This window comes from Bradyrhizobium sp. SPXBL-04, from assembly GCF_051853035.1.
In the GTDB taxonomy this organism is placed as follows: Bacteria; Pseudomonadota; Alphaproteobacteria; order Rhizobiales; family Xanthobacteraceae; genus Bradyrhizobium; species Bradyrhizobium zhanjiangense.
In genome coordinates this window covers 4,542,585-4,568,848 of the sequence record NZ_CP182472.1, presented here as the reverse complement: position 1 = coordinate 4,568,848, position 26,264 = coordinate 4,542,585, and the positions used below count along the sequence as shown (strand labels likewise).

General features: G+C 62.1%; 27 protein-coding genes. 9 read left to right on the top strand and 18 right to left on the bottom strand.

All coding sequences use genetic code 11. From position 1 onward, the window contains the following. Window positions 1–13: 13 nt before the first annotated feature. The gene (locus ACNJX8_RS21605; RefSeq protein WP_439356688.1) at window positions 14–1,663 is read left to right on the top strand and encodes an acyl-CoA synthetase; all 1,650 of its coding nucleotides are present in this window, start codon (window positions 14–16) and stop codon (window positions 1,661–1,663) included. 61 nt (window positions 1,664–1,724) lie between these two features. Here the strand turns inward: ACNJX8_RS21605 and ACNJX8_RS21600 are convergent, their stop codons facing one another. From ACNJX8_RS21600 to ACNJX8_RS21560, 9 genes are all read right to left on the bottom strand, one after another. Continuing rightward, on the bottom strand, window positions 1,725–2,702 hold the full coding sequence (locus tag ACNJX8_RS21600) for a TRAP transporter substrate-binding protein (protein WP_439356687.1): 978 nt from the start codon (window positions 2,700–2,702) through the stop codon (window positions 1,725–1,727). 37 nt (window positions 2,703–2,739) lie between these two features. Further along, window positions 2,740–4,053: a TRAP transporter large permease gene (locus ACNJX8_RS21595; RefSeq protein WP_439356686.1), complete on the bottom strand. Its 1,314-nt coding sequence runs from the start codon at window positions 4,051–4,053 to the stop codon at window positions 2,740–2,742. A gap of 2 nt (window positions 4,054–4,055) precedes the next feature. Continuing rightward, on the bottom strand, window positions 4,056–4,604 hold the full coding sequence (locus ACNJX8_RS21590) for a TRAP transporter small permease (protein WP_245473404.1): 549 nt from the start codon (window positions 4,602–4,604) through the stop codon (window positions 4,056–4,058). Window positions 4,605–4,813: 209 nt separating this feature from the next. Beyond that, complete coding sequence (locus ACNJX8_RS21585; RefSeq protein WP_128941686.1) at window positions 4,814–5,611, bottom strand: MBL fold metallo-hydrolase; 798 nt, start codon at window positions 5,609–5,611, stop codon at window positions 4,814–4,816. Continuing rightward, a complete protein-coding gene (locus ACNJX8_RS21580) occupies window positions 5,608–6,396 on the bottom strand; it encodes a TatD family hydrolase (RefSeq protein WP_439356685.1) in 789 nt (262 codons plus the stop codon). The genes ACNJX8_RS21585 and ACNJX8_RS21580 overlap by 4 nt, the downstream gene beginning before the upstream one ends. Window positions 6,397–6,409: 13 nt before the next feature. Further along, window positions 6,410–8,377, bottom strand: a complete 1,968-nt coding sequence (gene metG / locus ACNJX8_RS21575) for a methionine--tRNA ligase (RefSeq protein ID WP_439356684.1) — start codon at window positions 8,375–8,377, stop codon at window positions 6,410–6,412. Between the two features lie 99 nt (window positions 8,378–8,476). Then, entirely contained in the window at window positions 8,477–9,523 is a 1,047-nt protein-coding gene (locus ACNJX8_RS21570) for a DNA polymerase III subunit delta' (protein WP_128933890.1), read from the bottom strand. Then, entirely contained in the window at window positions 9,520–10,206 is a 687-nt protein-coding gene (tmk, locus tag ACNJX8_RS21565) for a dTMP kinase (protein WP_439356683.1), read from the bottom strand. The genes ACNJX8_RS21570 and tmk overlap by 4 nt, the downstream gene beginning before the upstream one ends. Window positions 10,207–10,208: 2 nt before the next feature. Further along, window positions 10,209–11,471 carry a D-alanyl-D-alanine carboxypeptidase family protein gene (locus ACNJX8_RS21560; protein ID WP_439356682.1) on the bottom strand — a complete coding sequence of 421 codons (1,263 nt, stop codon included), beginning with the start codon at window positions 11,469–11,471 and terminating at the stop codon, window positions 10,209–10,211. 154 nt (window positions 11,472–11,625) lie between these two features. Between ACNJX8_RS21560 and ACNJX8_RS21555 the strand changes: the two genes are divergently transcribed. Then, the gene (locus ACNJX8_RS21555; RefSeq protein ID WP_439356681.1) at window positions 11,626–12,582 is read left to right on the top strand and encodes an alpha/beta fold hydrolase; all 957 of its coding nucleotides are present in this window, start codon (window positions 11,626–11,628) and stop codon (window positions 12,580–12,582) included. On the opposite strand, the gene ACNJX8_RS21550 is transcribed toward ACNJX8_RS21555, so the two are convergent. Then, window positions 12,576–13,514, bottom strand: coding sequence for a septal ring lytic transglycosylase RlpA family protein (locus ACNJX8_RS21550; protein ID WP_439356680.1), 939 nt, complete (start codon window positions 13,512–13,514; stop codon window positions 12,576–12,578). The genes ACNJX8_RS21555 and ACNJX8_RS21550 overlap by 7 nt on opposite strands. Before the next feature lie 807 nt (window positions 13,515–14,321). On the opposite strand from ACNJX8_RS21550, the gene ACNJX8_RS21545 reads away from it, so the two are divergent. Beyond that, complete coding sequence (locus tag ACNJX8_RS21545) at window positions 14,322–14,450, top strand: hypothetical protein (protein WP_283810976.1); 129 nt, start codon at window positions 14,322–14,324, stop codon at window positions 14,448–14,450. A gap of 33 nt (window positions 14,451–14,483) precedes the next feature. Here ACNJX8_RS21545 and ACNJX8_RS21540 read toward each other — a convergent pair whose 3' ends face one another. Beyond that, window positions 14,484–14,717 (bottom strand): hypothetical protein, encoded by a 234-nt coding sequence (locus ACNJX8_RS21540; RefSeq protein WP_244551318.1) that lies wholly within the window; start codon window positions 14,715–14,717, stop codon window positions 14,484–14,486. Between the two features lie 222 nt (window positions 14,718–14,939). Here ACNJX8_RS21540 and ACNJX8_RS21535 point away from each other — a divergent pair, with 222 nt between their 5' ends. Further along, window positions 14,940–15,530 carry a TIGR00645 family protein gene (locus ACNJX8_RS21535; RefSeq protein WP_439356679.1) on the top strand — a complete coding sequence of 197 codons (591 nt, stop codon included), beginning with the start codon at window positions 14,940–14,942 and terminating at the stop codon, window positions 15,528–15,530. Window positions 15,531–15,549: 19 nt separating this feature from the next. Here ACNJX8_RS21535 and ACNJX8_RS21530 read toward each other — a convergent pair whose 3' ends face one another. The 4 genes from ACNJX8_RS21530 to ACNJX8_RS21515 all read right to left on the bottom strand — a co-directional run bounded on the left by ACNJX8_RS21530 (window position 15,550) and on the right by ACNJX8_RS21515 (window position 18,694). Continuing rightward, window positions 15,550–15,867 carry a DUF1476 domain-containing protein gene (locus ACNJX8_RS21530; RefSeq protein WP_164939255.1) on the bottom strand — a complete coding sequence of 106 codons (318 nt, stop codon included), beginning with the start codon at window positions 15,865–15,867 and terminating at the stop codon, window positions 15,550–15,552. A gap of 249 nt (window positions 15,868–16,116) precedes the next feature. Next, entirely contained in the window at window positions 16,117–16,308 is a 192-nt protein-coding gene (locus ACNJX8_RS21525) for a hypothetical protein (RefSeq protein WP_439356678.1), read from the bottom strand. Between the two features lie 420 nt (window positions 16,309–16,728). Continuing rightward, window positions 16,729–17,556, bottom strand: a complete 828-nt coding sequence (locus ACNJX8_RS21520) for a hypothetical protein (RefSeq protein ID WP_128941727.1) — start codon at window positions 17,554–17,556, stop codon at window positions 16,729–16,731. A 91-nt stretch (window positions 17,557–17,647) separates the two neighbouring features. After that, window positions 17,648–18,694, bottom strand: coding sequence for a helix-turn-helix transcriptional regulator (locus ACNJX8_RS21515; protein WP_128941694.1), 1,047 nt, complete (start codon window positions 18,692–18,694; stop codon window positions 17,648–17,650). Between the two features lie 190 nt (window positions 18,695–18,884). Here ACNJX8_RS21515 and ACNJX8_RS21510 point away from each other — a divergent pair, with 190 nt between their 5' ends. The 5 genes from ACNJX8_RS21510 to ACNJX8_RS21490 all read left to right on the top strand — a co-directional run bounded on the left by ACNJX8_RS21510 (window position 18,885) and on the right by ACNJX8_RS21490 (window position 23,232). Continuing rightward, window positions 18,885–19,280, top strand: a complete 396-nt coding sequence (locus tag ACNJX8_RS21510; RefSeq protein ID WP_439356677.1) for a helix-turn-helix domain-containing protein — start codon at window positions 18,885–18,887, stop codon at window positions 19,278–19,280. A gap of 136 nt (window positions 19,281–19,416) precedes the next feature. Further along, window positions 19,417–20,085: a hypothetical protein gene (locus ACNJX8_RS21505; protein ID WP_439356676.1), complete on the top strand. Its 669-nt coding sequence runs from the start codon at window positions 19,417–19,419 to the stop codon at window positions 20,083–20,085. A gap of 146 nt (window positions 20,086–20,231) precedes the next feature. Continuing rightward, window positions 20,232–21,662 (top strand): DUF1254 domain-containing protein, encoded by a 1,431-nt coding sequence (locus ACNJX8_RS21500; protein WP_439356675.1) that lies wholly within the window; start codon window positions 20,232–20,234, stop codon window positions 21,660–21,662. Window positions 21,663–21,771: 109 nt separating this feature from the next. Continuing rightward, window positions 21,772–22,056 (top strand): hypothetical protein, encoded by a 285-nt coding sequence (locus ACNJX8_RS21495; RefSeq protein WP_439356674.1) that lies wholly within the window; start codon window positions 21,772–21,774, stop codon window positions 22,054–22,056. 174 nt (window positions 22,057–22,230) lie between these two features. Beyond that, window positions 22,231–23,232 (top strand): SphA family protein, encoded by a 1,002-nt coding sequence (locus ACNJX8_RS21490; RefSeq protein WP_439361952.1) that lies wholly within the window; start codon window positions 22,231–22,233, stop codon window positions 23,230–23,232. A gap of 75 nt (window positions 23,233–23,307) precedes the next feature. Here ACNJX8_RS21490 and ACNJX8_RS21485 read toward each other — a convergent pair whose 3' ends face one another. The 3 genes from ACNJX8_RS21485 to ACNJX8_RS21475 are packed head-to-tail and all read right to left on the bottom strand — an operon-like array spanning window position 23,308 to window position 26,014. Beyond that, window positions 23,308–23,982, bottom strand: coding sequence for an endonuclease/exonuclease/phosphatase family protein (locus tag ACNJX8_RS21485; RefSeq protein WP_128941697.1), 675 nt, complete (start codon window positions 23,980–23,982; stop codon window positions 23,308–23,310). After that, a complete protein-coding gene (locus ACNJX8_RS21480) occupies window positions 23,982–25,418 on the bottom strand; it encodes a VTT domain-containing protein (protein ID WP_439410282.1) in 1,437 nt (478 codons plus the stop codon). The genes ACNJX8_RS21485 and ACNJX8_RS21480 overlap by 1 nt, the downstream gene beginning before the upstream one ends. Next, window positions 25,370–26,014, bottom strand: coding sequence for a hypothetical protein (locus tag ACNJX8_RS21475; RefSeq protein WP_439410281.1), 645 nt, complete (start codon window positions 26,012–26,014; stop codon window positions 25,370–25,372). The genes ACNJX8_RS21480 and ACNJX8_RS21475 overlap by 49 nt, the downstream gene beginning before the upstream one ends. Window positions 26,015–26,264 lie beyond the last annotated feature (250 nt).

The window sequence follows — 26,264 nt, the reverse complement described above, 5'->3', positions numbered from 1 at the left end:
TCAGGAGGTGTCGATGAGTGAGCGGCAGAACCAGTACAATATCGGCCTCGACAAGACCCCCGCCAACTATGTGCCGCTGAGCCCGCTGAGCTTCCTCGCGCGCAGCGCCGCCGTCTATCCCGATCTTGTCAGCACGGTCTATGAGGGCCGCAGCTTCACCTGGGCGCAGACTCACGAGCGCTGCCGCCGCTTTGCCTCTTATCTGGCGGGCAAGGGTATCGGCGTCGGTGACACCGTGGCGGCGATGCTGCCGAACATTCCGGCGATGAACGAGGCGCACTTCGCCGTCCCCATGACGGGCGCCGTGCTCAACGCGCTCAACATCCGCCTGGATGCGCCCTCGATCGCATTCCAGCTCGACCATGGCGGGGCCAAGATCATCCTGGTCGATCCGGAATTCTCCGGCGTCATCACCGACGCACTGGCACAGATGACCGGGCCAAAGCCGTTCGTGATCGACGTCGACGATGCCGCCTTCAAGGGCGGCAAGCGCATCGGCGAGATCGAATATGAGGCGGCGCTCGCGCTAGGAGACCCGAGCTTCACCGCGGTCCTGCCTGCGGACGAATGGGACGCGATCGCGCTGAGCTACACCTCGGGCACCACAGGAAATCCCAAGGGCGTCGTCACTCATCATCGCGGCGCCTATCTCAACGCCGTCAGCAACATCCTCGCCGGCAATCTCGGTCAGCATCCGGTCTATCTCTGGACGCTGCCGATGTTCCACTGCAACGGCTGGTGCTTCCCCTGGACTGTTGCGGCAGCCGCCGGCACCAACGTGTGCCTGCGCAAGGTCGAGCCGACCAAAATCTTCGAGCTGATCAGACAGCACGGCGTCACCCACATGTGCGGCGCACCGATCGTCTACAATACGCTGATCAACGCGCCCGATGCGCCCAAAGGCAACGCTGCCCGTCGCGTCGTCGGTCTGATCGCAGGCGCCGCGCCGCCGGTCGCCGTGCTCGAAGGCGCCGAAAGCATCGGCATCAAGCTGACGCATGTCTACGGGCTGACCGAAGTCTACGGCCCCGCCTCCGTCTGCGCCGAGCAGCCCGGATGGGACGAGCTTCCGCCCGCCGAACGCGCGCGCATGAAGCGCCGGCAGGGCGTGCCCTACCCGCTCGAGGAAGGCGTCACCGTCATCAATCCGCAGACGATGCAAGAGGTGCCGCGCGACGGCGAGACCATCGGCGAGGTCATGTTCCGCGGCAACATCGTGATGAAGGGCTATCTCAGAAACGAGAAAGCGACCAAGGAAGCCTTCGAGGGCGGCTGGTTTCACACCGGCGACCTCGGCGTGCTCGACGAGCACGGCTACGTCATCATCAAGGACCGCTCCAAGGACATCATCATTTCCGGCGGCGAGAACATCTCCTCCGTCGAGGTCGAGGACATCCTCTACAAGCATCCGGCCGTGCTGTTCGCCGCCGTGGTCGCCAAGCCCGATCCGAAATGGGGCGAGGTGCCCTGCGCCTTCGTCGAGCTGAAGGACGGCGCCAGCGCAACCGAGGCTGAGATCATCGCGTTCTGCCGATCGCAGATGAGCGGCTTCAAGACGCCCAAGGCGGTCGTGTTCGGGCCGATCCCGAAGACGTCCACGGGCAAGATCCAGAAATTCCTGCTGCGTAACGAAGTCGGCTCGGTGAAGGCGATTTCGGCCTGAGAGCCGTCTGGAGAGCCTTCCGCCCGCACGCCCGAGCACGGCGAGCGGAAGACCTCCGTCCTCACATCTTCTTGTAAGCGTCGAACACGGCCTGGCCGTCGGCCCCCGCCTTCTTGAGCCAGTCGGCGGTGAGCTGCTCACCGATCTTCTGGAAGCCGGCCTTCAGCGCGGGGCTCGGCGGCTCCACCGTCATGCCCTTGGCCTTGAGCTGTTCGATGTACCAGGTGCTCTTGTCTTGCCAGGCCTTCCAGCCGCGCGTTTCCGCCGTCGCGGCTGCTTTGAGGATGGCCTCCTGCGTCGGCTTGTCGAGTGCCTCGAACGCGGCCTTGTTGACGAAGGTGTAGTCCTTCGGAATCCAGGCCTGCACGTCATAGAAGTATTTGAGCGACTCCCAGGCCTTCGCATCATAGCCCGTGCCGCCCGACGACATGAAGGAGTTCACGACGCCGGTCGCAAGCGCCTGCGGCAGTTCGGCAGCCTGGATCGTGACCGATTGCGCGCCGACCAGCTCGCCGATGCGCGCGGTCCCGACATTGTAGGCGCGCCACTTCAAGCCCTTCATGTCTTCGATCGTCGCCAGCGGCTTGTTGACGTAGACGCCCTGCGGCGCCCACGGCACGACGAACAGCAGCTTGAGACCCTGCGCATCGAGCTTCTTGGCGATCGCAGGCTTGGAGGCCTGATACAGCTTCATCGCGTCGGGGAAGCTGGTCGCGAGGAACGGCACGACGTCGACGCCGAAGAGCGGGTCCTCGTTCTCGTGGATCGACAGCAGCACCTCGCCCATCTGCGCCTGCCCGGTCACCACCGCGCGCTTGATGTCGGGCGCCTTGAACAGCGAGGCGCCCGGATGAACCGTGATCTGGAGCTTGCCGGACGTGGCGGCCTCGACGTCCTTGGCGAAGGCGACCAGATTTTCGGAGTGCGGATTGTCGGCAGGATACGCTGCCGGCAAATTCCATTTGGTCTGGGCCAAAGCAGGTGTCGCGGCCATCACGACGCCAGCGATCAAGGATGCGCGGACTAAACGAGAGATCATCGGGCTTCTCCTCACAGTCAATTTGAAAAGCGGTACGTCAGTCTGGGAAAGCAAGCTTGGGCAAGAACATCACGATCTGCGGATACTCCGTGATGATGAACACGGCAGCCAGCAGCAGAATGAAGAATGGAAATGCCGCCCGCGCGACGGTGAACGTATCGCGGCCGCTCATGTTCTGAAGCACGAACAGGTTGAAACCGACCGGCGGCGTGATTTGCGCCATCTCGACGTGAATGATGAGATAGACGCCGAACCAGACCAGATCGAGGCCGGCCTGCTTGACCATGGGCAGCACGATGACGGCGGTCAGGACGATCATCGAGATGCCGTCGATCAGGCATCCCAGGATGATGTACATGATGCTGAGATAGAGGGCGAGCATGCTTGGTGTGAGCTGCTGCCCCTGGACCCATGTGGCGAGCGCCGCAGGGATACCCGTATAGGCCATCGCAGCCGTGGTGTAGGCCGCGCCTGCCAGGATCAGCATGATCATGCAGGTCAGGCGCGTCGCGCTCATGATGCTCTCGAGGAAGTTCTTGCGCGTGAGCGTGCCGCTCCACCACGCCAGCAGCAGCGCGCCCGAGACACCCCATGCGGCGCATTCGGTCGCTGTCGCAAAGCCGAGAACGAGCGAAAGGAAGACCGCCAGGATCAATAGCAGGCAGGGCGCGAGCTTGCCCGACTCGCGGAGCTTCTGCCGGAATGGCATCGGCGGATCGCGCGGCGGAATCTTCTTCGGGTTGAGCAGCGACCAGATGATGATGTAGCCGGAATAGAGCACAATCACGAGCACGCCCGGCAGGAAGCCGCCGAGAAACACTTGAAGCACGGAGACATTCGCCGTGACCGCATAGACCACCATCGGGATCGAGGGCGGAATCAAGAGGCCGAGAGTGCCGGAACCCGCGAGCGAGCCGAGGCTCAGGCCCTTGTCATAGCCACGCTTGTCGAGTTCCGGCAGCGCGATCTTGCCGATGGTCGCACAAGTCGCGGCCGACGAGCCCGACACCGCCGCAAAGATGCCGCAGCCGATCACATTCACATGCGTCAACCGCCCCGGCAGCCACTGCACCCAGGGCGACAGACCGCGGAACATTTCCTCCGACAATTTGGTGCGGAAAAGAATCTCTCCCATCCAGATGAACAACGGCAGCGCGGCCAGCGTCCAGGACGAGCTCGCGCTCCAGGTGGTGGTCGCAAGCACCGAGCCGAGTGGCAGGCTCGTGGTCAGCGCCATCGCCACGAAGCCGACCAGCCCGAGCGAGACCGCGATCCAGACGCCGCTGCCTAGCAGCAGGATCATGACGCCGAGCAGGATGAACGACAGCTCGATCATGCCGAGATTGGCCATGGTCAACCTCCGCCGCCCTGCGAGATGCGCTCGATGAACTCGTCGGGCGTCTCGTCCGGCGAGCCCTTCTCGTAGCTCGGCCGGTTGCCGCCGACGACATTGACCATTTCATCGATCAGCGCGATCGACAGGATCGCAAGGCCGCCGGCAAAGCCGAGCTGCGGAATCCAGAGTGGAAGCGCGACGACGCCCTGCGCCACGTCGTTGAAGCGCCAGGAATCGTAGGTCATCTGCACGGCATGCCGGGTGAAGTAGAGGATGAATGCGGTGGCGATGCCCAGCGCGACTATCTCCGCGACCTGCTTGGTCCGCCCGTGCAGATGCTCCAGCAGCAGGCCGACGCGGATCATCTCTCCGCGCTTGAAGGTGTGCGCGAGACCGAGGAAAGCCATTGCAGCCATGCACCAGGACGCGAAATCGTCACCTGCGGGAATGTTGATCGCAAACTGACGCCCGACCGACATGACCATCATGATTGCAAAGATCGCAACCAGGAAGACCCCCGCGGCGTAGCCCGCGCCGAGATAGAGGAGATCCAGAGCGCGTCGCACCAGTCCCTGAGCCGCTACATCGTCGCCTGCCAAACGCAATCCCCATCCTCGCACGAGGCGATTCAACCGACCCGGCGATTGCACATCAGGTGCCGGTCCTGCTTGAATATCGCCCTGTCAAACGCCTGTCTTTCAGACGTTAGATCAACATGATGGGGCCGGCGCAAGCAAGGAGTATGCCGCCTGGCAGGAGAATTTCCACCGCGGGTTTAGTGCGTCTCCAGCCGCAGCCCGTCATAGGCCGGTACCACGCCCGTAGGCAGCGACTGCCTGATGACCTCGTAATCGACGTCGGCGGTCATGTTGGTAATGACCGCACGCTTCGGCTTGAAACGCTCGATCCACGACAGCGCATCGTTGATGCTGAAATGGCTGACATGACTGGTGTAGCGCAGGCCGTCGACGATCCAGAGGTCCAGATTCTCCAATGCCCCCCAGCTCTCGCGCGGGATGTCGTTGAGGTCTGGTGTGTAGGCGGCATCCCCGATGCGGTAGCCGAGCGCGGGAATGTTGCCGTGCTGCACCAGGAAGGCGGCCATCGTCACCGCGCCGCCCTTCCCCAGGATGGTTTGGCTTTCGCCCGCCTCGATCGAATGCCGCGTCAGGATCGGCGGATAGTCGCTGCCCTCCGGCGAGATGAAGCAGTAGGAGAACCGCGCCATGATGTCCTTGGCGGTCGACAGGTTGAAGTAGGTCGGGATGCGGCGTCGCATATGCATGACGACCGAGCGCAGGTCGTCCATGCCATGGGTCTGATCGGCGTGCTCGTGGGTCAGGAACACCGCGTCGATGTGGTCGACATTGGTCGAAAGCAACTGCTCGCGCAGGTCCGGCGACGTGTCGATCACGATGCGTGTGGTGCCGTGCTCGGATTTTCGTTCGACCAGCAGGGAGCAGCGACGACGGCGATTCTTGGGATTGTTGGGATCGCAGGCGCCCCAGCCGAGCGCCGGGCGCGGCACGCCGGCGGATGAGCCGCAGCCCAGGATCGTCAGCGTCAGCGTCATGCGTCTCCTGAAGCCTTCACCTTTGAGAACAGACGAAAGAAATTTTCGGTGGTCTGGCGCGAGATCTCATCCAACGACACGCCGCGCGCCTCAGCGAGCACCTTTGCGACCTCGACCACATAGGCCGGCTCGTTGCGTTTGCCGCGGAATTTTCCGGGCGCAAGATAGGGCGAGTCTGTTTCAACCAGAATACGGTCCGACGGCAGTTCGGCCGCAAGCGCGCGCAGGGACTCCGACTTCTTGAAGGTCAGGATACCCGTGAAGCCGATATACAGCCCAAGCGAAACCGCCTTCAGCGCCAGCTCACGCCCGCCGGTGTAACAATGCAGCACCGCGCGAAACGATCCGCGTCCGACCTCCTCTTCCAGGATACGGGCACAATCCTCGTCCGCTTCGCGGGTGTGGATCACCAGCGGCAGGCCCGTGGCACGGGCGGCGGCGATGTGGGCGCGAAAGCCCCTCGCCTGCGCCTCCGGCGAGCCGTTGTCGTAGAAATAATCGAGCCCGGCTTCGCCGAGCGCGACGACCTTGGGATGCTGCGTCAGCGCGATCAGCTCATCCGGCGCGATGCCGTCCTCCTCATCCGCGTTGTGCGGATGAGTGCCTACCGAACAATAGACATCCTCATAACGCTCGGCGATCCTGACGAGATCGTTCAGCTTCCGCACCCGCGTCGAGATCGTGACCATGCGCTTGACGCCGGCCGCACGCGCACGCGACACGATCCCGTCGAGATCTTCCGCGAAGTCTGGAAAATCCAGGTGGCAGTGACTGTCGACCAGCATCGCGCGACCGCCTTCAGGCCGCCGGCTCGATGTAGCGCGGGAACGCCGGTTTCGGCGCCGGCAGCGTCGAGCCCGGAGCGATGCGCGAGGTGCCACCGAGCGCAGCGAAGTTGCGCTCGGCTGCGGGGATGCCGAGGCTGTCGAGCAGCAATCCCGAGGCGGTCGGCATCGCCGGCTGGGCCAGGATCGCGATCTGGCGCACGACTTCGGCGGTGACATAGAGCACCGTCTTCTGCCTGACAGGATCGGTCTTGGCGAGCGCCCACGGCGCCTCGCCCGCGAAATAGCGGTTGGCCTCCGCGACCACGGCCCACACGGCGTTGAGCCAGTGATGGATCTGCTGCGTCGCCATTGCTTCGCGTGACGTGGCGATCATGCCGTCGGCCATCGCAAGGATCGCCTTGTCGTTGTCGCTGAACTCGCCGGGCTCCGGCAGCACGCCGCCGAGCTGCTTGGCGATCATCGACAACGAGCGTTGCGCAAGGTTGCCGAGATCGTTGGCGAGATCGGCATTGATGCGCGCGACAATGGCCTCGTGGTTGTAATTGCCGTCCTGGCCGAACGGCACCTCGCGCAGGAAGAAATAGCGCATCTGGTCGACGCCATACTGGTCGGCGAGGTTGAAGGGGTCGACGACATTGCCGACCGACTTCGACATCTTCTCGCCCCTGTTGAACAGAAAGCCGTGGGCATAGACCCGCTTCGGCAGCGGAATGCCTGCCGACATCAGGAACGCCGGCCAATACACCGCATGGAAACGGATGATGTCCTTGCCGATGATGTGCACGTCGGCCGGCCAATAGCGCCAGCTGTTGTCGCTCTCGTCGGGGAAGCCGACCCCGGTGATGTAGTTGGTCAGCGCGTCGACCCAGACATACATCACGTGCTCTTCGTCGCCGGGCACCTTCACGCCCCAATCGAAGGTGGTGCGCGAGATCGAGAGATCGCGCAGGCCCCCTCTGACGAAGCTTACCACCTCGTTCTTGCGGGAGTCCGGCCCGATGAAATCGGGATGATCCGCATAAAGCTTGAGCAGCTTGTCCTGGTACGCCGACAGGCGGAAGAAATAGCTCTTTTCCTCGACCCACTCGACCGGCGTACCCTGCGGTCCGAGCCGTACGCCGTCATCGTTCAGGCGCGTCTCGTCCTCGGCGTAATACGCCTCGTCACGGACCGAGTACCAGCCCGAATAGATGTCGGCATAGATGTCGCCATTCGCTTCCATGCGTCGCCAGATCTCCTGGCTGGAGCGATGATGCTGCTCTTCGGTGGTGCGGATGAAGCGGTCGAACGACACGTTCAGACGCTCGTCCATCTCCTTGAAGCGGCCGGCATTGCGCGCCGCGAGCGCGGAGACGGACATGTTCTCACCGGCGGCCGTCTGAACCATTTTTTGACCGTGCTCGTCGGTGCCGGTCAGGAAGAATACGTCCTTGCCGTCGAGCCGCGCGAAGCGCGCCAGCACGTCGGTCGCGATCGCTTCATAGGCGTGGCCGATATGCGGGCTGCCATTGGGATAAGCGATCGCCGTCGTGATGTAGAAGACGTTGTCGCGCGCGGGGGCGGCGACCGGAGCAGTGGCCTGCGGAGCGGCGACTATGGCGGGCTTCGGGGCACGCGGCGCCTTTTTCGATTCCTTGGGCTTCGCAGCCTTCGGTGGCGCGACGACAGGAGCCGGCGCTGCGATCGCAGCAGGCGCAGTCACCTTCGCCTTCTTGGCCACGTTCTTCGCTGGAGCCTTGGCTGGCTTCACTGGAACCGTGGCTGGCTTTTTGGCCGCTTTCTTCACCGCCTTCTTGGCGACGACCTGCTTCTTGGTAGCCTTCTTGCCAGCCCGTTTTGCCGTCTTCGCAGCGCTCTTCTTCACGCCCTTCTTCGCGGCGGCCTTCTTGGTCTTTTTGGCAGCTTTGCGCGCAAGCACCTTTGCAGCCTTCTTCTTGCTGCTCTTGCCCTTGGCGGTTTTCTTAGCTCGCGTTGCCACGACGAATTCCTTTACCGGCTTCTCAAAATTTGGAAACGAACCTGCGTCAGGTTGCATGATCCTTTCGGAAAACCGCTCCGCACTTTTCCGGATCATGCTCTAGCGCGTTGCGTCCGCCAGCCAGCCGAACACCGAGAAAACCAAGGGCTTGCGCTCCAGATTGTAGGTTTCGGTGTCGCGCGCGGCGCGGACGATCTTTTCCCATACCTCAGCTAGCCGCGCAAGGCGCGGCAGGTTCTGGTTGGCATTGGCTTCATCCGCATGCAGGCGCTCGGCGATCCAGCGGTCGATGCCGTCGATGAAGGCGGCAAGCGCGACGCGGTCGCTGGTGCCAAGCGAATCGCCGAGCGTGTGCAATTCGCGCGGATCGACCTGCGGCAAACGCGCGAGCATTGCTGCCGTGCGCTGCTGGAGCTTGAGCGCATCACCGCCGAGCAGCGTCAGCGCCCGCGCTACACTGCCCTCGGAGGCCTCCGCCGCTTCGCGCAGGGCGGGATCGTTCGGGTCGAGGTCGGCCGCCGAAGCCGCAGCACCGATCACGTCGTCCGTGACGAGCGGACGCAGGCGCAGCTTGCGGCAGCGCGACTGGATCGTGGCGAGCACGCGTGCGGGTGCGTGGCTCACCAGCAGGAACAGCGATTGCTGCGGCGGTTCTTCGAGGATTTTCAGCAGCGCGTTGGCCGCGTTTGGATTGAGCTCGTCGACGGTATCGACGATGCAGACGCGCCAACCTTCGGCGGCGGCCGTCGAGCCGAAGAAGCCGATCGTCTCGCGCGTCTCGTCGACGGTGATCACGGTGCGCATCACGCCGCGGTCGTTCGCGGTGCGCTCCAGCGTCAACAGGCCGCCATGCGAGCTCGCCGCAACCTGCCGCGCCACAGCGTCCTCGGGATCGATCGCAAGGTCTTGGGCGTGCTGCACGGACGGCGCCAGCGGCTGGCCATGGGCGAGCACGAAGCGCGCCATGCGGTAGGCCAGCGTTGCCTTGCCGATCCCTTGCGGCCCGCCGATCAGCCAGGCATGCGGGATGCGCCCGCTGCGATAGGCAGTCAGCAGCGCCGTCTCGGCGTCGCGATGCCCGAACAGCCTCGACGTCTCGCGCGGATGAGCAATGGCGGTTTCGCGCTCGGTCTGACGCGGGCTCATGCGGAAATCACCGAAGAGGGCGTGGGAAGGAGACGTTCCCGCAGCGCCGTCCAGACACGCCCGGCAACCGTATCGGGATCGGAATTGGCGTCGATCAGCGCGCAACGCGCGGGATCTTCCGCGGCGATCTTGAGATAGGCGTCGCGCAGGTCCTCGTGGAACTTGAGATCCTCGCCCTCGAACCTGTCGGGCGTGGCGCTGCCGCGGCGCGCGGCGGCGCGCTGCAGGCCGATCTCGACCGGCAGGTCGAGGATGATGGTGAGATCCGGCTTGAGATCGCCGATCGTGACCCGCTGCATCGCGTTGATCAGGCCGTCTGGCACGCGGCCGAGGCTGCCCTGATAGGCCCGCGTCGAGTCGGCGAAGCGGTCGCACAGCACCCAGATGCCTTGGCTGAGCGCGGGCTGGATAACGGTGCGGACGTGATCGTCGCGGGCAGCAGCGAACAGCAGCGTCTCGGCTTCGGGTCCAAGCAGCTTGCCCATGCCTGACAGCACCAGATGACGCATGATCTCGGCGCCCGGCGAGCCGCCTGGCTCGCGCGTGACAAGGATGCGCATCCTTGCCGCCTTGAGACGGTCGGCCAGCTTCTTGATCTGGGTCGACTTGCCGGCCCCCTCGCCACCTTCAAAGGTGATGAAGCGTCCGCGTCCAGACGGCCACCGTACCGGGCTTTTACTCATGGTCAGAGCTTCTCGGCGCCCGCGCGGAACATGCCGATCACGAGCTCGCTGGCGCCGTCGATCGCGCGGCGCATGGTCGAGCCGGTGCCGATCGCTTCGGCGGCATAGACCGGTGTCTCCACCGCGATGTTGCCGCTGCGCCAGACCTTGACCACGCCGACCCTCTGGCCGGCTTCGACCGGCGCGCGCACCGGGCCGCTATAGATGATGCGGGCGATCAGCTTGTCGCTGCCGTTCCTGTGCACCATCACCTTCACGGGCGTCTTGGCCATGAGCTTGACCGAGCGGCTCTCGCCGCCGAACACCTTGGCGTAGCCGACGGGTTGCTCGGCCGCGATCAGCACGCGGCTCTCGAAATTGCGGAAGCCCCATTCCAGCATCTTCTTGGCTTCCGTGGCGCGGTCTTCGGGATCGTCGAGCCCGTTGACCACGACGATCAGGCGCGTGCCGTTTTGCACGGCCGAGCCCACCATACCGTAGCCGCCTTCCTTGGTGTAGCCGGTCTTGAGACCGTCAGCGCCTTCCATCGAATTGAGCAGCGGATTGCGGTTGGGCTGGCGGATCTTGTTCCAGGTAAACTCCTTCTCGCCGAACAGTTTGTAGAACTCGGGGAAGTCCAGGATGATGTGGCGGGCGAGGATGCCGAGCTCGCGCACTGTCATCTTGTTGCCGGGATCGGGCAAGCCGTTGGAGTTGGCGAAGGTCGATCTGGTGAGGCCGAGCTCGCGCGCGCGCTTGGTCATGAAGTCGGCCGCGAAAATCCGCTCGTTGCCCGCCATGGCTTCGGCGAGCGCGATGCAGGCATCGTTGCCGCTCTGGATGATCGCCCCATGCAGGAGATCGTCGACCGAGACCTTGCTGTTGATGGCGGCGAACATGGTCGAGCCGCCCGAGGGCGCGCCGCCCCTGCGCCAGGCATTCTCGCTGATCCGGTACTCGTCGGTCAGCTTGATGTCGCCCTTCTTGATGGCGTTGAAGACGACCTCCGCGGTCATCAGCTTCATCATGCTGGAGGGCGCGCGCAGCTCGTCGGCGTTCTTCTCGAACAGCACGCTGCCCGAGGAGGCCTCGATCAGGATCGCAGTCGGGGCGTCGCCGTCGAAGCCCGTGTCTTCCGCCTTCTTGGCGCCCTGCACGCTCTGGTTGGCGGCGTAGAGCGCCCCGCCCCAGCCGATGGCCGCGGCCAGAACCGCCGCGATCAGCCCGCGCGCCAGCGCACCGGCGGTGAACCGGGAGCGACGAAGCAAAGAAGGACGAAATGCCATGGCCAAGCCCTGAGAGCGGCGTTCTAGCAGTTGGAACAGATGCGAACAACACGGAGCTGGACGCTTGTCCCTGAGATTGCACGATTCTCCTCGCGCCCCTATCGTGGCATCTTATATTTCCCGACCAAACCCCTGAAACAAGGCGGAAAAGCGAATGTCCTCAACCCGGATGATCAAGGCCAACGGGGTCGAGCTCTTCATCCGCGAGGCCGGCCAGGGGCCGCTGGTGGTGCTGTGCCATGGCTGGCCGGAACTGTCCTATTCCTGGCGTCACCAGATCCCGGCGTTGGCAGAGGCCGGGTTTCACGTCGTCGCCCCCGACATGCGCGGCTATGGCCAGAGCGCGGCGCCGGCTGATGTTGTCGCCTACTCCATCTTCGACACGGTCGGCGATGTCGTCGGCCTCGTCCAGGCGCTGGGCGAGAGCAAGGCGATGGTGGTCGGCCACGACTGGGGTGCACCGGTCGCCTGGCACGCGGCGCTGTTCCGCCCAGATATCTTCACGGCGGTCGCCGGCCTGAGCGTGCCGCCGCCGTTCCGAGGCCGCGGCAAGCCGCTCGATTTGCTGCGCCAGGGCGGCATCACCAATTTCTACTGGCAGTATTTCCAGACGCCCGGCGTCGCCGAAGCCGAGCTCGAGCGCGACGTCGCCCGCACCATGCGCATCGTGCTTGGCGGCCGCGGCCTCGCCGATCCCTCGGCAGCCATGTTCGTGCAGGAGGGCAAGGGCTTTCTCGGCCATGCGGGCGCCGAGGGGCCGCTGCCCGGCTGGCTGAACGAGGCTGATCTCGCCTATTTCACCGAGTGCTTCCGCAAGTCCGGTTTCCGCGGCGGGTTGAATTGGTACCGCAACATCGACCGCAATTGGGAGCTGACGGCCCCCTGGCAGGATGCGCAGATCCATCAGCCCTCGCTGTTCATCGCCGGCTCCAAAGACGCCGTCATCACCGGCCTGATCGGGGCCAAGCGCGTCAACGAGCTCGAGCGCGTGCTGCCCAATCTGAAGCGCAAGCTGATCCTGGAAGGCGCCGGCCATTGGGTACAGCAGGAGCGGCCCGAGGAGGTGAACGCGGAGCTGGTGACGTTCTTGAAGGAAAGCGCGTCTCAGTAGAGACCGCGACCGCTCAGGATGCTGCGGGCCTCGGCCGCGCCGTCCGAGGTATAGGCGGCAGACGGAGTAGCGCTCTCGGTCGCGTAGCGGCCGTCCTCGTCATAGGACACGGCCCGCGCGTTGTGTAGCGCCCGGCCCCGGCTGCGGCTCGAGGCCGACATTTCCGAGGTCGCATTGAGCGAAGCCATATCCGCCGAGCTGTTGCCGAGGTTGTAGGGCCGCCCCTCCGGCATCGGAACCTCGCCGCGAATGGCACCGCGGCTCGGTGCGGGCAATTCCGGCACGAAAGGCTTGGCCGAAGCGACCCGGACCATCGAGGGCGTCGGCGCCGGAATGCCGGTGCGCAAGGTCGCCATCAGCTGGCGGTCGTCGGAGCCTTCGAGCGGCGCCCGGCCGACATATTCGACCCGGACCTTGGCGACGCCATTGCCTTTGAATTCAAGGAGTTCGGCGGCCTTGTTCGAGACGTCGATGAGCCGGTTGCCGTGATAGGGCCCGCGGTCATTGACGCGGACGATCAGCGACTTGCCGTTCGAGATATTGGTCACCCGCGCGTAGGACGGCATCGGCAGGGTCGGATGCGCCGCGGTCAGCGAGGCCATGTCGAACACTTCGCCATTGGCGGTCAGGCGGCCGTGGAAATCATCGCCATACCACGACGCCATGCCCTCGGCGCGGTAGTTGACATCCTCCTCCGGCACATAGGTCCGGCCCGCCACGACATAGGGCTTGCCGACGCGGTAGGTGCCGCCCCCCTTCGGGACCGGGTCGCCCCAGGCCACGACCCGGGGGCTCGAGGACACCCCGTATTTCGGATCGACGCGGCTGGCGAACTTGTTCGAGGAGGCGCAATTGGCGAGCGCAAGGCAGGTCGCGACCGCCGCAACACCGCGCGCGGCCCGCAAAACCGAATCTGACCGTCGGATCCCCATTCGCCCCAAATACCATTTCGCCGGGCGCGTACCCATCCCGCTTTAGCCGCGGGGAGCGCCGTCCGGTCCTTGTAATCCGAGGCGGCCCACCACCGCATCGGAAGCGGTAACGATAACGCAACCCGAACACGGCGGAAATGGGGAGCCCACGGCGATCACGCCGGGATGGTAAACGGGACGTTCGCTCGCCTCCGTTGATCTACGGAGCGCGGGGGCCCTGCTCTGTGCCAAGGCTGGACATTCTGTTGCGCCAAATCCTCACTCCACCCCCATTGTCACGCCGCTCACCGAAATTCTTTTGACTGTGCAAGGCCGCACGCGTTCTCTCGAATGCAAGGGCGGGATGTGGAATTTAACGATGATCGAGACGGTTTCGGCACTGATGGGTCTGGTAAGCGCGGGGATCTTCCTGGCCCATGCGTTTGAAGGTTACCGCACGAGGGCCTGAAGGCACTCGCGCGGGGCGGCAAGCATCACCTCTTTCAAGGCGGCACGTTCGGACAATTTTAATGGATCCGATCGAGCATCGAGGACGAGAGCGGCAGGTGTCCCATGCGCAACCATGACCTCGTATCCGATGGCTTCCTGGCATTGACCGCAGGCGGCTTGGTCCTGCTCTGCTCGGGCCTTGTGGCCCTGGCCTTCGGCTGATCTCGGACGAGATCTTCGCACTTTCCCGACGACGACCATGCCGTGCTGCAAACAGGTGTTTGCCCGGATTGTCCCGCTCCCGTTTAGTTGATTGAATTTCCGCCTTCGGCGCCTCGACTTATTTTCAAGAGGCCATCACCGACGAGGGTGACTCACATGCTTGCCGAGAAGTTCTTCCTGGTTCTCGAATCCCTGATCCGCGGCGATCGCACCTATCCCGACGGAAGTCCCCGGGTCATCAGCACCTCCGCGCACGTGCCGGTGAAGCTGCCGAGCCGGAAATAGCCGGCTCACCTTTGAGCCCCGGCGACGCGCCGCTCAGCGCAGACCCAACAGCGAGCGGCGATAGCGGCCGTCGCGGGCCTCGCTCAGACAGACGAAGCTGCCGTCAAAGCCCTGGCGATATCGCTTCTGACCCCTGGTGTAGTAGACGCCCTTCCTGAAATCGAGCCAGACCACCTGATCGTGCGGACAATGGCGCTGCGCCTGAGCCTCGTAGCGGAACGGGGTCAGCGGCGTTGCCGAGACTTCTGTGCCGCCGGAGCCGGCCATGATCGCGGCAACGAGCGCGATCCCGCCCGCCCATTTCCTGCTGCGAAACACGCCCCGCCTCCGGTCTTGATCCCGATCCTGGCCGCCCGCGCGACGGCCGACCGGCACCGTAGCACGAAATGGCGCGATCCCTGGATAGCGAGTAGCGCGCCCCGTCTGCCGCCGGCCATCTTGCCGGGCTACATGGCAGCGAGATCATCTCGATGCGAGGATGCCGCCTGGATGTCGGTTGAGACTGGATTCCAATCCGAACTGCGCACCGAAGCCCGTCCGCCCTCGCCGCGCCTGGGCCCGCTGCCGATGATCATCTTCGGCTCGCGCTGGCTGCAGCTGCCGCTCTATCTCGGACTGATCGTGGCGCAGTGCGTCTACATCGCGCTGTTCCTCAAGGAGCTCTGGCATCTGTCCTGGCACGCGCTCGACCTCACCGAGCAGCAGATCATGATGAGCGTGCTGGCGCTGATCGACGTCGTGATGATCTCCAACCTGCTGGTGATGGTGATCGTCGGCGGCTACGAGACCTTCGTCTCGCGGCTCGACCTCCAGGGTCATCCCGACGAGCCGGAATGGCTCGGCCACGTCAATGCCAGTGTGCTGAAGATCAAGCTCGCCATGGCCATCATCGGCATCTCCTCGATCGCGCTGCTGCGCACCTTCATCGAGGCCGGCAATCTCGGCTCGAACCGGGCCACCTACACCGAGAACGGCGTGATGTGGCAGGTGCTGATCCATATCACTTTCATTGTCTCGGCGCTCGGCATCGCCTACGTCGACAAGCTCGGTGATTCCGGCGCGCGCAAGCACGCCGAATGAGGCGCAACGACCGAATTTGCTATTTGTCGGCTTCGAGCTGCTGCATGACCTGGCGGAGGTACTCCAGAAGCTTCTGCGCCACCTGCTCGCGCGCAACGCCCTTGGCGGCGAGATCGCCTGACACCTTGCTCACGATGTCGTCGATCGTCTGCCTCTCCAGATTGTCCGTGACCAGCGCAGTTGCGTAGCTTGCCGCCTGGTCGGCGCTGAGGCCGAGCTGGCTTGCGGCCCAGAGCCCGAGCAGCCTGTTGGACCGGGCCGTCGCCTTGAACATCAGCTCCTCGTCGTGGACGAACTTTGCTTCAAAGCCCTGCTCGCGCTTGTCGAACGTGGTCATGGTCAGCTCCATTCTCGCTTTCGCTGAAGGGGTCGGACTGGCTGGGAGCGAACGTCTCCGTCATTCAAGTCAATTGAGGATCATTCGAAGCTTCCTCCCGAAACGCAAACGCCGTCAAGCCCGCCGATGGGCGCGCGACCGGGCGCGCTCAAGCTGGTCTTGAGCGCGACGGGAACACCCAATCGGCATGGCGTGCCGGCTTCGGTCGAAAGATCGATCTAGGAGATTGTCAGCGCCGACCGCGTTTGGTCAGCCCTTCGCCGCGGCCGCCTCGCGCGCGAGGCGTTCGGCTTTCAGCCGCTCCTTGTTGGCGTAAAACGCCTTCTGCGCCTCTTCATGATCGCGCATGGCCTTTTCGGCCTCGATCCGGCGCGCCGCATCGCGCGCCTGGCGCTGCTCGGGGGTCAGGGGTTTGCGTCGGAAGGAAAGCTCTTCACCCATGGCGACACAACGTGGCGACGAGGAAAAAGTTCCGCATGGTCGAGCTGAAGTGTAGGCGCTGACCACTAAGATTTGCGAAAACAACCCCATGCACAGTAGCTAAGTGTTGTTGGCACAACGACTTTTGCATTCGCGCAAAAGCCGGTTGACCCGTCGGGCAAAACAGTGGCATTCTGGCCATCTTCGGAAAATCGAAATATGAGCTGATGAGGCTGCTAGACGTTGCACGCGCCGGAACCTCAGGACGTTATTGCTTCACGGCGCCAGGACGAGAGACGAGCGAGCGAAGATCGTCTCGTCGGAGGAAAATACCATGGTGGGTGGTCGCGATGCGGCCGAAACTGAAATTTGGCGTCAAGCTGTAGACGCGCTGCGCGTTGATCCAGCAAAAAGCCCGGGATATCTGGGATCAAGGCGCGCCTAATTGCGAACCGCATACAACGGCGTTCTAACCGTCAGCTGATACGCGGGCTTCGGTACCCACATGATTTCGGCCGTGACACCAAACAAGCGATTGTCGTTATCGTCCATGCGATCGAGATCGAGCCGCACAATCGCTTGTGTGTAGGGCTGAATCGACGCAAGGCTAACAAGCTGCGCACCTTGGAAGGATTGCACGCCCACTCGCCCGGTGAACTTCCAATTGTTCGGCCATTGATAGTAGCCGCCGATATAGGCGATCGTGTTTGGGTTGATTTTCACCAGCTTGTCGGCAACGTCAGTGCGCGTGTATTGGAATCCAGCGAGCAACCCTCTGGTCTCGTCGGAATCGAGGGCGTAATCGAATTCGAGAATGTTGTTGAAGGACGTCGTGGTGAGCGGGCCGTTGGGGATCGACTGTGTGAAGGTCGATTGCAGCGTCACGGTAGGAAAGAGCCCGCCGTTCTGCTGATAAACATCCGCCTGGATACCGATGTTCCAGCTCGTGATTTGAAAGGACGACCACCCGGCGCCTCCGAACTCCGTCGAATTGCCGGAGACGCCGGTATATAACGAGACGCTGTCGGTGACGTCGACCGTTAGGGGAAAATCCACGTTGAGAGATTTCGCCGCTGGCAGGCTGGTCGGAAATGCCGCATCAAACGTTCGCAACGCATTGAACAGCGTTGGATGGCCAAAGCCGAATGCAAGCGACCCTGCTGGAACCTGCGCATAGATCGTTCTTAGGTCGAGATAGATCGCTGGCACCGGTGCTTTGATAGCGACGTCGTCATCGTTTGCGCTAAGGGCCGTCCCAGTCGGGAACATCAATGTCGCGGACAGTCCGGCTCCCAAAATCGATCTGAAGCCCGAAAACTCTGCGCCTCTACGGAGAGAGGCGCGCAAGCGCGACTCTTCTCTAGAGACGATCATCGTTCGATCGCGTGGAGTTGTGATCGATCTCAGCTTGTCCGCTTCTTGCTCTCTCGCGAAACTCGCGTGGGGTGCAGCCGGAGATTCGACGGAAAGCACGGGCAAAATGGGCAGGATCGGCGTAGCCCGACGAAAATGCCACGTCGATGATCTTGGTTTCGGTACTGCTCAGGAGCTTGACGGCATTGTTGAAGCGGACCTGCTCTAGCAGGCCGGAGTATGTGAGCCCCGCCAAGGCAAGCTTCCTCTGGAGGCTCCTGACGCTCAAGGCAGCCATTTCGGCCGCCTGGGCTATCGTCGGGCCGCCCTCGTCAAGGTAGGACGGCAGAGCCAACCTGAGAACGCTGACGATGTCATCACCGAATGGCTGCCTCTCGGTTTCCGGTAACTTCGATCGGGCGGCATCCCCATTCGGAAGGCTCAAAAACTGCAACGGCACCTCGATCCATGACGCCTTCTGTCCCGACATGAAGCGCGTGTGCGGCCAAAGCGATTGAACCTCAATGCTCGGTTTATAATTTGCTTCAAACGCGATCACTTTGGGCATCCAGTTCGCGCCAGCGAACTGGCGGACGATGTGCAGGACGAATACGTTCTGAAGCCATTGGGATATCTCAAGATCGGAGATCCCTTGCGTTCCAGCGATCCTGCTGCAAATTTTCACGCTTGCGTCGCATGGCTCCAGCCATAGCTGAAGACTTGTATCTTCAACCGGCGCCCATTTGCACATCTGCTCAAGAGCGGCCAACAAGGTCGGTGAATGACGGATTCGAACGCGCATCGCGTCGCTCAGATGATCGAATGAAAGCCTCTGGGCTGCTCGAAAGGCGATCTCCGACAATCCCTGCTTTTGCTGCGCAGCCGTCGCGAAGCGAACGGCTGGCAGCAGCGGCACGTAGTGGTCTGCCTTTTCCTGCAGCGACGTCGGCAACTTAAACTTGGCGAGAAGGGTCGCAGTGGGCCCGCCGATCTCTGAATGAATCTCGGCAAATGGAATGAGAAATTGACAACGGGTCAATGGAATTGCGGTCATTGCTGCCTGCCCAACAAGCTTGCCGTGATCGCAGCCTAGCGGAGCAACGACCTCCCCGCCCCTGTCCTTTAGGACAGGCCTGCTCACGCTCCCGACCAAATTCATTTGAATGAGAAACTTTGGCGGCTGATGGCCAGATTCGTCGTCGGCACGCCTTTAGAATTAATGCAGCGCTTTCTCTTGCAGGAGCATGGGCTTCGCGGCGATGAGAGCTGTTCGGTTACCTTCTTTCCAAGCGGTCCGCGCCGCCATTGACGCGTCACTGCGACACGGTGACGCAACCCTCGATAGTACCGCTCGCTCTCTCAAAATCAGCTCGCGCACGTTGCAGCGTCACCTTGGGCGTATGGGCACAAGTCACAGCGAGATACTTGCAGAGGTTCGCCTGAACATCGCTTGCCACTTGCTCGTCGACTCACGCAAGCCCCTGTCGGATATCGCTAAATTTCTCGGGTATCGCAACGCGAGCAGCTTCAGCCGCACCTTTGTACGTTTGATGAAAATCCAACCTGTCATTTACAGGCAGCAGCAACTCGTACGTAAGGGAAAGAGTGGGATGCCAGCGCAGAAAATCTGGCGTGATTGATCGCTGAACTATTCACGATGTTTGGCGCGAAATGGCAAGACGCGCGATCTGGATTGGCGCGAAATGCGTAGCGAAGCTGCTTCCTGAATTGAAGCTCATCGAAGAAGGACAGCCAGCCTGCAAGGAGGGCACTAACATGACGCTTCGCTTGGCTCTGATCGCGGTTTGCGCCGCCGGGCTGTTGGCCTTTCCCCAAAAGCTTTTTGCTCAATCCGCACCTGAGAACAAGCCGCATATTCCGCTCGAGAAATCTATAGGTCAGGCGAAGCCTGAAGTCGTCCCGTCCCTCTTTGTTCTGAACTCGCGCGGCGCGAGCCTGAAGGACGGCAAGCTCGTGCTGATGGGAATTTCGCCGAATGCAATTGTATTTGCCGATCGACCTGTTCGGGCGGCCGGGCACGATCTTACGTCACGAATTGTCGAGGATTGGGGCAACGGCAACGACAACTTCGCGAAAGATCCGCCGAACGCTACCGTGTCCGGGTTCAGGAAAGATGGGTCGTCGGTGGCCGATGCCGTCGTGGTGCTCAAATCGCCAAAACTGGAGGCCGACAAGCTGACGTTCGATGTCGACGTGCTCGAAGGCGATCTTGCGGGCGCCGACGGACCGGCTTCGGTCTTCATCGACATCATCGGCCGGCCGTTCACACCGCTGTCGTTTGCCGGTGTCGCGCGCCGGACGGCTTGGCGCGGCGCGTTCTACCGTGGCGCCGCCTATGCGGGAGCGGCCGCCGCGGTTGGAGCTGCGGCCTATCCCTACTACGCACCGCGATGCGGGTACTATCCCTATCCGCCTTGCTATTGAGCCAACGGAGATTGACGGCATCGAAGCCGGTTCAGCAATGCACAGTCCTTCGGGGCGACCTTCGTCACGCGATATTGCCGTCGTCTTTCCGTCAACTCTGAAAGTTGCTGCCCCTGAGTTGTGAATTATTTTGAAAGGGAAACACCATGGATATCACTCGTCGATCCCTCGCATTTGGCGGAATGGGGCTGCTGGCAGGAGCGGCCTCTGCACGATCGGCACTCGCCCAGGACTCGTTTCTTGGCGTCGGGGAAGGCTTGGAGGATTTCTGGTTCGCGAGCGACGCCTACATTTTCGGCTATCCCCTGGTGACGATGGAGATGACGCGCCGGATCATCACCAACGTTGCCGAACCGGTGGGAACGCGGGGGCCGATGGGCCACATTATCAAGCTGCGCCAATATCCTGACGCATCCTTCCGGGACGTCACCGCGCCGAACGCCGATACCCTGTATACGACGTCCTTCTTCGATGTCGGGAAAGAACCCTGGGTCCTCAGTATCCCCGACATGAAGGGGCGCTACTTCCTGATGCCGATGCTGGACGGCTGGACGACGGTGTTCCAGGTCCCGGGCAAGCGCACCACCGGCACCGGTGCGCAGACCTATGCGATCACTGGGCCAGGATGGAAAGGCACGCTGCCGGCCGGCGTGAAGGAGTACAAATCGCCCACGAGCATCGTGTGGCTGCTCGGCCGCATCTATTGCACCGGCACACCGGAAGATTACGCCGCCGTGCACAAGCTGCAGGATGAGTGCAAGCTCGTTCCGCTCAGCGCCTATGGTAAACCGTACACGCCACCGCCCGGAAAGGTCGATCCGTCGATCGACATGAAGACGGCGGTGCGCGAGCAAGTCAATCGCATGGATGCGGTCTCGTACTTTAAGCTGCTGTGCGAGTTGATGAAGACCAACCCGCCGAGCGCTGCGGACGCACCCCAGCTTGCAAAATTTGCCCGCATCGGCATCATCCCCGGACAGGATTTCGACGAGAAGAAGCTGAATGCGGATTTTCTGCGGCGCGTCCCTGAGGTGTCGTTCGACAGGATCATGCTTCAGTTCAAGGTCAACAAGGCGATCACGGACGAGAACGGCTTCGCGTTCACGACGAAAACCGGTATCTATGGCACCGATTATCTGGTGCGGGCGCTGGTGACCGCGATTGGACTTGGCGCCAACCGTCCGCAGGATGCGGTCTACCCGACCTCGCAAAAGGATGCGGACGGTCGCAAATACAATGGCGCCAACAAGTACGTCATGCGGTTTCCCAAGGGCCACCTGCCTCCTGCGGAAGGGTTTTGGTCGCTGACCATGTACGACAGCGGCTACTTCTTCGTGAAGAATCCGATCAACCGCTACTCAATCAGCGCTCGCGAAGATCTGAAGAAAAACGCTGACGGCTCGACCGATCTTTATATCCAGAAGGACTCCCCGGGCAAGGACAAGGAATCAAATTGGCTGCCGGCGCCCGAGGGGGATTTCATACTCATGCTGCGCATGTATTGGCCGAGGGAAACGAACCCTTCCATCATCAACGGCACATGGAAGGTCCCTGCCGCTAGGAAAGTCGGGGCTTGAGAATATGAACCCATGCCGGCGGTCTGTTTGTCAGAGCGAATAGACCGCCGTTGGCCCGTTCTCGCCGAACGGATTCCAGACGATCAAGCCCGGTGCCGCAGCCAAGCTGGTGTTCGACAACGATCCTGGCCGCATTCACCATGCGACGGTCACCGGAATCCCGCAGGGTATCGGACAAGGGGAGATTGCGGTTTCAGGCACGCTGGCGAAGGTCGGCTCGATCGGCGGTGTCAAAGCCTATCCGGCGGCTATTTCAGTGCCGAAGGACATCGACCGCAGTCAGTTAAGGCTCGGGATGCCCGGGACGGCCACGATATTTGCGGAGAACGCCGGCGTCACCGGCCTGATCATGTCGATTCTGGTCTGGGTCAGGTCTTATACGGCATATCTGTGAACCCAATGGTCATCAGCAAATGAAGAGCATCCGAGCAATGTCCAAAGCAGGGCAAACACGGCGGACAAGCTTGCAGCTCGCGACCAACGCGTGGAGGGCGATCAGATGAAGCACATGTTCGAAGGAATATTCGGTTGTCGGCTCATCAAGCAGACGACCACCATAGCGTTGGTAATGTGTGGATGCCTCCCTGGCGCCGCCTACGCCGACGAAGGTGGCGTTTCGTACTGGCTTCCCGGCCGCTTCAGCAGTCTTGCGGCAACCCCTCAAGTCCCCGGCTGGTCGATGGCAGCGGTTTACTATCACACCAGCGTCAGCGCCTTTGGCACGGCAGCTGCCGCCAGGGAGATCCATGTCGGCCGAATACCCGCCAACGTAAACGTCGACCTGAACCTGCGCCTGAATGCGCAGGCCGATCTAATGCTGCTCAATCCCACCTACACCTTCGCGACGCCGGTGCTGGGCGGACAACTCGCCATCGGCGTAACCGGACTGTTCGGGCGATCGAGCGCCGATCTTGCCGGAACGCTGACGACCGCCGTCGGCCCATTCGCGGTAACGCGTACGGGCAGTTTCGGCGACTCGATCACATCGGTGGGTGATCTCTACCCGCAGGCGATGCTCAAATGGAACGCCGGCGTCCATAACTTCATGACGTATGTGACTGGAGACATCCCGGTCGGTGCATATAGTTCGACGCGCCTCGCCAATCTCGGCATCGGTCACGGCGCGATCGATGCCGGCGGCGGATACACATATTTCGACCCGCAGGCAGGTCATGAATTTTCTGCGGTCGCAGGCTTCACCTACAATTTCAAGAATACAGACACCCAGTACCAAAATGGTGTCGACTTTCACATCGACTGGGGCGTCTCCCAGTTTCTGTCCAAGCAGGTTTTTGTTGGCCTCGTCGGTTATGCGTATCAGCAGATCACCGACGACTCCGGTCAGCATCCGGTGCTGGGTGGCTTCCGGTGCCGCGTGCTAGGCGTCGGCCCGCAAGTAGGCGTGCTGTTTCCCGTGGGGGACATGCAGGGATATTTGAACCTGAAAGGGTACGGCGAGTTTGCCGCCGAGAACCGCCCCGCCGGTTGGAACACGTGGCTGACGTTCTCGCTCTCTCCGATGGCGCCCGCCAGCACGCTGACGCCGGCGCGGCGACTGACGACGAAATAGCCACGGTCACCGGCAACGAGGCGAGTCAAATCTTACCGACATACATCATGGCAACCCTGTTAATGAGGGCACGCCCTAGATCTCGATGTCCGCAATCACGGGCAAATGGTCTGAATAGGCTGTTGCCTCTCCGTCGGTCCAAACTCTCCCAAACCGGCTATCGGGCGTGGCATAGATCCTATCGAGGCGGAGAACGGGCAAACGCGCCGGGAAAGTCCGCAAGCGTGTACGGTTGGGGCAGACCTGCGCGAGCACGCGCCGCACCGATTTCACCCAAAACCAGTCATTGAAATCGCCGAGGACAACGGTCCTTCCAGGTCGCACCAAGCTTACCAGGGCCTGAGCTTGCGCATAGCGCTCGTGGATACTCAGGCCGAGATGAGTGGCCACTACGCGCACATCGCCGACCGGTGTCAGCAGTCCCGTGGCAATCGCTCTGCGTGGCTCCCGCTCTCGATACGACACATCGAGGATCTCGGGCACGCCGGAGAGCGGAAAGCGGCTCAGGAGCATCTGACCGTAGTCGCCATCCTCGGCGACAATCGACTTGGCGTGAACCCCGTGATCGCCGACAACACTCGCCAACTTCGCAAATGGATCGTCTGACCGCGATCGCGAATCCACCTCCTGAAGCGCGACGACATCGGGGGCCCACTTGCGAACGATCGAGCAAACACCCTTCAAATCGAACTTCGGATTGAGATTGAACGTGCCATGCACATTCCATGTCATGAAGCGCATCGCCGCCATCAGCGCCTCCCGGCGAGCCAGGTCGCAACGAATTGTGCGCCTGCGCAGATTCCCAGCCAGCCCAAGAACGCCAGAGCCAACAGCAATATGTTGCTCCAGGACGCATTCCTGGCGAAGTCTGCGATTTGAGCCCCCAGAACTGCCATGGCGAGAATACCGGGCATCATGCCCAGCAGAGTTCCAACCATGAAGTCACGTAGAGGCAGCGTGCTCGCACCAGCCACGACATTCACCACCGAGAACGGTGCTATGGGAACCATCCGGATGACGACGACGGCTAGAATCCCCTTGCCCACGACGCGTTCTTGGATGCGCGCTGCACGTCGGCCGAGCAACTGCTGGAGGCGTTGTCGGCCGAGTCCCCGTCCGATCGCAAAAAGGATGAAGGCGCTGAGCAAGACGCCCGCCATGGCGGTGATGAAGCCTAGCCAGGGCCCAAGTGCGGCAGCAGTGGCTGCAATGAGCACGAGAACCGGAAACACGACCAGCCCGCCAACGACGAAAGCTGCGATAGCGAATAGTGGCCCCCAGATGGACTGCGAGTAGGCAGACAGTAACGCCGAAATATGAGGCGCGTCGGTAAAATCGCTCAACGGCGTGTACGACCAAGCCATCGTCAGTCCAAAAAGCGCCACCGTTATCGACGCGATCCCCATTAGTGTCTTCGTGCTCCACATGCGAGATGCCGCCCGCTCCAGATGAAGCGGCCGCTCCGGGTCTGCTACCGGCTGAACCATTGTGGCCAGCGTACTGGTCAGGACCGAGGACCCCACTTCCCGCAGCGTCTTCGCCCCATCAGTTCCCGCCACGTCGTCCAGGAGCGCAAAAAGATGATCCTCGTTTTGCGTTATGGTCAGTTCGTCGAGACCGCAGAAATGTGCGATCAGGCGACGGCGGACCGAAGCGATGAAATTCCGATGCTGGTCGGATGCCGCTTCAAAGATCAGGTCACATTCGCTATCGGCGCCCATCGAGCGATTGTTCAGGTTAGCCGAGCCGACCCTCAAGATCCGATCATCCACGATCATGAGCTTGCTGTGCACCATCACGGCAGCTTCGGCATCCTCGCTGCGTGAGACCGGGTAGACGAAGCGGATGCGATCTGCGACTCCAGCCTCACTGAAGCAGTCGATGAAGGCACCACGGCCATTTTGCATGGCTTGTGATTCCAACCACGATGAATGCAATTTGGGAGTGACGACCAGAACCCGAAGCGAAGGCACGCGAAGCATCTGCTGCGCCAATTCACGCGCAATCTTGGTCGCGCTGGTAAACTGATTTTCGATGTAAACGAAGCTGGTCGCCGACCGGATCGCTGCAGTCAATGAGCGCTCGACTTCCTTGATGGTCGAGCCTGCAGGACAGACCACCTCGGTCCTCGCGATACCTACCGGCAAGTGCTCGGCCTCCACCGGTACATTGGCCGGCCACCGCATGTTCCTAGCCGGCGCCGATGATGGGCCTGTTGACCTGAAGCACGCCAGCGTTCCTCGGCGAGGTCGAACAGCCACGCCGCTGCATCCCCATCGACCATGCATTGAACATCATGGAAGGGTGGGTATGGCTTGCCCTCAGGGTCGCGGCGCAATGGATGCTCGGCACGATGATCACTGGTGTCCCAGCGCCTGATTGTCAGATCGAGCCCGCCGACGAACGCCAGTGAACCGTCGATACAGACCATCTTCTGGTGTTGGGCCGAACCAAACGGAAGCGTGCAATCGAGACAAAACCGGACGCGGCCAGATGTTTCGGCAGTAAATTTTGCCGCGGAATTCCATTCTCTTTCGGAGGCGTAAAAGGAGACAAAGTCCCAGACAAGGATGTCGATCCGCAAGGTCGGGCGGCGTCGGATGAGCGCGCGTAGCAATGGGCCAAGCTGTTCCGGCAAACCATCATCCGCTCGTCCGGAAGCTCCGACCAGCCTGGTTGCACTATGGATGTCCCATCCGATGATGTAGACCTGTTCTTGCGCCTCCAGCAGCGCTTGCCGCAGGGCCGCGAAAAACGCGGCAGCATCGTTCAGAACCGTCACGCGCCGCGCTTCGCACCGCCTCCAGACGGTGTCTCCGGGGATCAGGGTCGATGAACTCTGAAGCAGATGGACCTCGCAAATCGCATTCGCGTCTCAACGTCCTGAATGCTTAGGGGGTTCCACGTCCTCTGGGCATAGGGTTACAAAGACGCAGGTGATCTGTTGATACCACGCGCCTGGGTTCAGAACCGGAGTATCCCGAACAGGAAGAGCAGCGCCACGGTGACCAAGCCGGAGATCAGCAGCGAGC

What these genes read in the sequence shown, in the direction of transcription:
- ACNJX8_RS21605 (WP_439356688.1), top strand. Translation starts at nt 14, where the DNA reads ATGAGTGAGCGGCAGAACCAGTACAATATCGGCCTCGACAAGACCCCC.
- ACNJX8_RS21600 (WP_439356687.1), bottom strand. Translation starts at nt 2,702, where the DNA reads ATGATCTCTCGTTTAGTCCGCGCATCCTTGATCGCTGGCGTCGTGATG.
- ACNJX8_RS21595 (WP_439356686.1), bottom strand. Translation starts at nt 4,053, where the DNA reads ATGGCCAATCTCGGCATGATCGAGCTGTCGTTCATCCTGCTCGGCGTC.
- ACNJX8_RS21585 (WP_128941686.1), bottom strand. Translation starts at nt 5,611, where the DNA reads ATGACGCTGACGCTGACGATCCTGGGCTGCGGCTCATCCGCCGGCGTG.
- ACNJX8_RS21580 (WP_439356685.1), bottom strand. Translation starts at nt 6,396, where the DNA reads ATGCTGGTCGACAGTCACTGCCACCTGGATTTTCCAGACTTCGCGGAA.
- ACNJX8_RS21570 (WP_128933890.1), bottom strand. Translation starts at nt 9,523, where the DNA reads ATGAGCCCGCGTCAGACCGAGCGCGAAACCGCCATTGCTCATCCGCGC.
- tmk (WP_439356683.1), bottom strand. Translation starts at nt 10,206, where the DNA reads ATGAGTAAAAGCCCGGTACGGTGGCCGTCTGGACGCGGACGCTTCATC.
- ACNJX8_RS21560 (WP_439356682.1), bottom strand. Translation starts at nt 11,471, where the DNA reads ATGGCATTTCGTCCTTCTTTGCTTCGTCGCTCCCGGTTCACCGCCGGT.
- ACNJX8_RS21555 (WP_439356681.1), top strand. Translation starts at nt 11,626, where the DNA reads ATGTCCTCAACCCGGATGATCAAGGCCAACGGGGTCGAGCTCTTCATC.
- ACNJX8_RS21550 (WP_439356680.1), bottom strand. Translation starts at nt 13,514, where the DNA reads ATGGGGATCCGACGGTCAGATTCGGTTTTGCGGGCCGCGCGCGGTGTT.
- ACNJX8_RS21545 (WP_283810976.1), top strand. Translation starts at nt 14,322, where the DNA reads ATGCTTGCCGAGAAGTTCTTCCTGGTTCTCGAATCCCTGATCCGCGGC.
- ACNJX8_RS21540 (WP_244551318.1), bottom strand. Translation starts at nt 14,717, where the DNA reads ATGGCCGGCTCCGGCGGCACAGAAGTCTCGGCAACGCCGCTGACCCCG.
- ACNJX8_RS21535 (WP_439356679.1), top strand. Translation starts at nt 14,940, where the DNA reads ATGTCGGTTGAGACTGGATTCCAATCCGAACTGCGCACCGAAGCCCGT.
- ACNJX8_RS21530 (WP_164939255.1), bottom strand. Translation starts at nt 15,867, where the DNA reads ATGACCACGTTCGACAAGCGCGAGCAGGGCTTTGAAGCAAAGTTCGTC.
- ACNJX8_RS21525 (WP_439356678.1), bottom strand. Translation starts at nt 16,308, where the DNA reads ATGGGTGAAGAGCTTTCCTTCCGACGCAAACCCCTGACCCCCGAGCAG.
- ACNJX8_RS21520 (WP_128941727.1), bottom strand. Translation starts at nt 17,556, where the DNA reads ATGTTCCCGACTGGGACGGCCCTTAGCGCAAACGATGACGACGTCGCT.
- ACNJX8_RS21515 (WP_128941694.1), bottom strand. Translation starts at nt 18,694, where the DNA reads ATGACCGCAATTCCATTGACCCGTTGTCAATTTCTCATTCCATTTGCC.
- ACNJX8_RS21510 (WP_439356677.1), top strand. Translation starts at nt 18,885, where the DNA reads ATGGGCTTCGCGGCGATGAGAGCTGTTCGGTTACCTTCTTTCCAAGCG.
- ACNJX8_RS21505 (WP_439356676.1), top strand. Translation starts at nt 19,417, where the DNA reads ATGACGCTTCGCTTGGCTCTGATCGCGGTTTGCGCCGCCGGGCTGTTG.
- ACNJX8_RS21500 (WP_439356675.1), top strand. Translation starts at nt 20,232, where the DNA reads ATGGATATCACTCGTCGATCCCTCGCATTTGGCGGAATGGGGCTGCTG.
- ACNJX8_RS21490 (WP_439361952.1), top strand. Translation starts at nt 22,231, where the DNA reads ATGTGTGGATGCCTCCCTGGCGCCGCCTACGCCGACGAAGGTGGCGTT.
- ACNJX8_RS21485 (WP_128941697.1), bottom strand. Translation starts at nt 23,982, where the DNA reads ATGGCGGCGATGCGCTTCATGACATGGAATGTGCATGGCACGTTCAAT.
- ACNJX8_RS21480 (WP_439410282.1), bottom strand. Translation starts at nt 25,418, where the DNA reads ATGCGGTGGCCGGCCAATGTACCGGTGGAGGCCGAGCACTTGCCGGTA.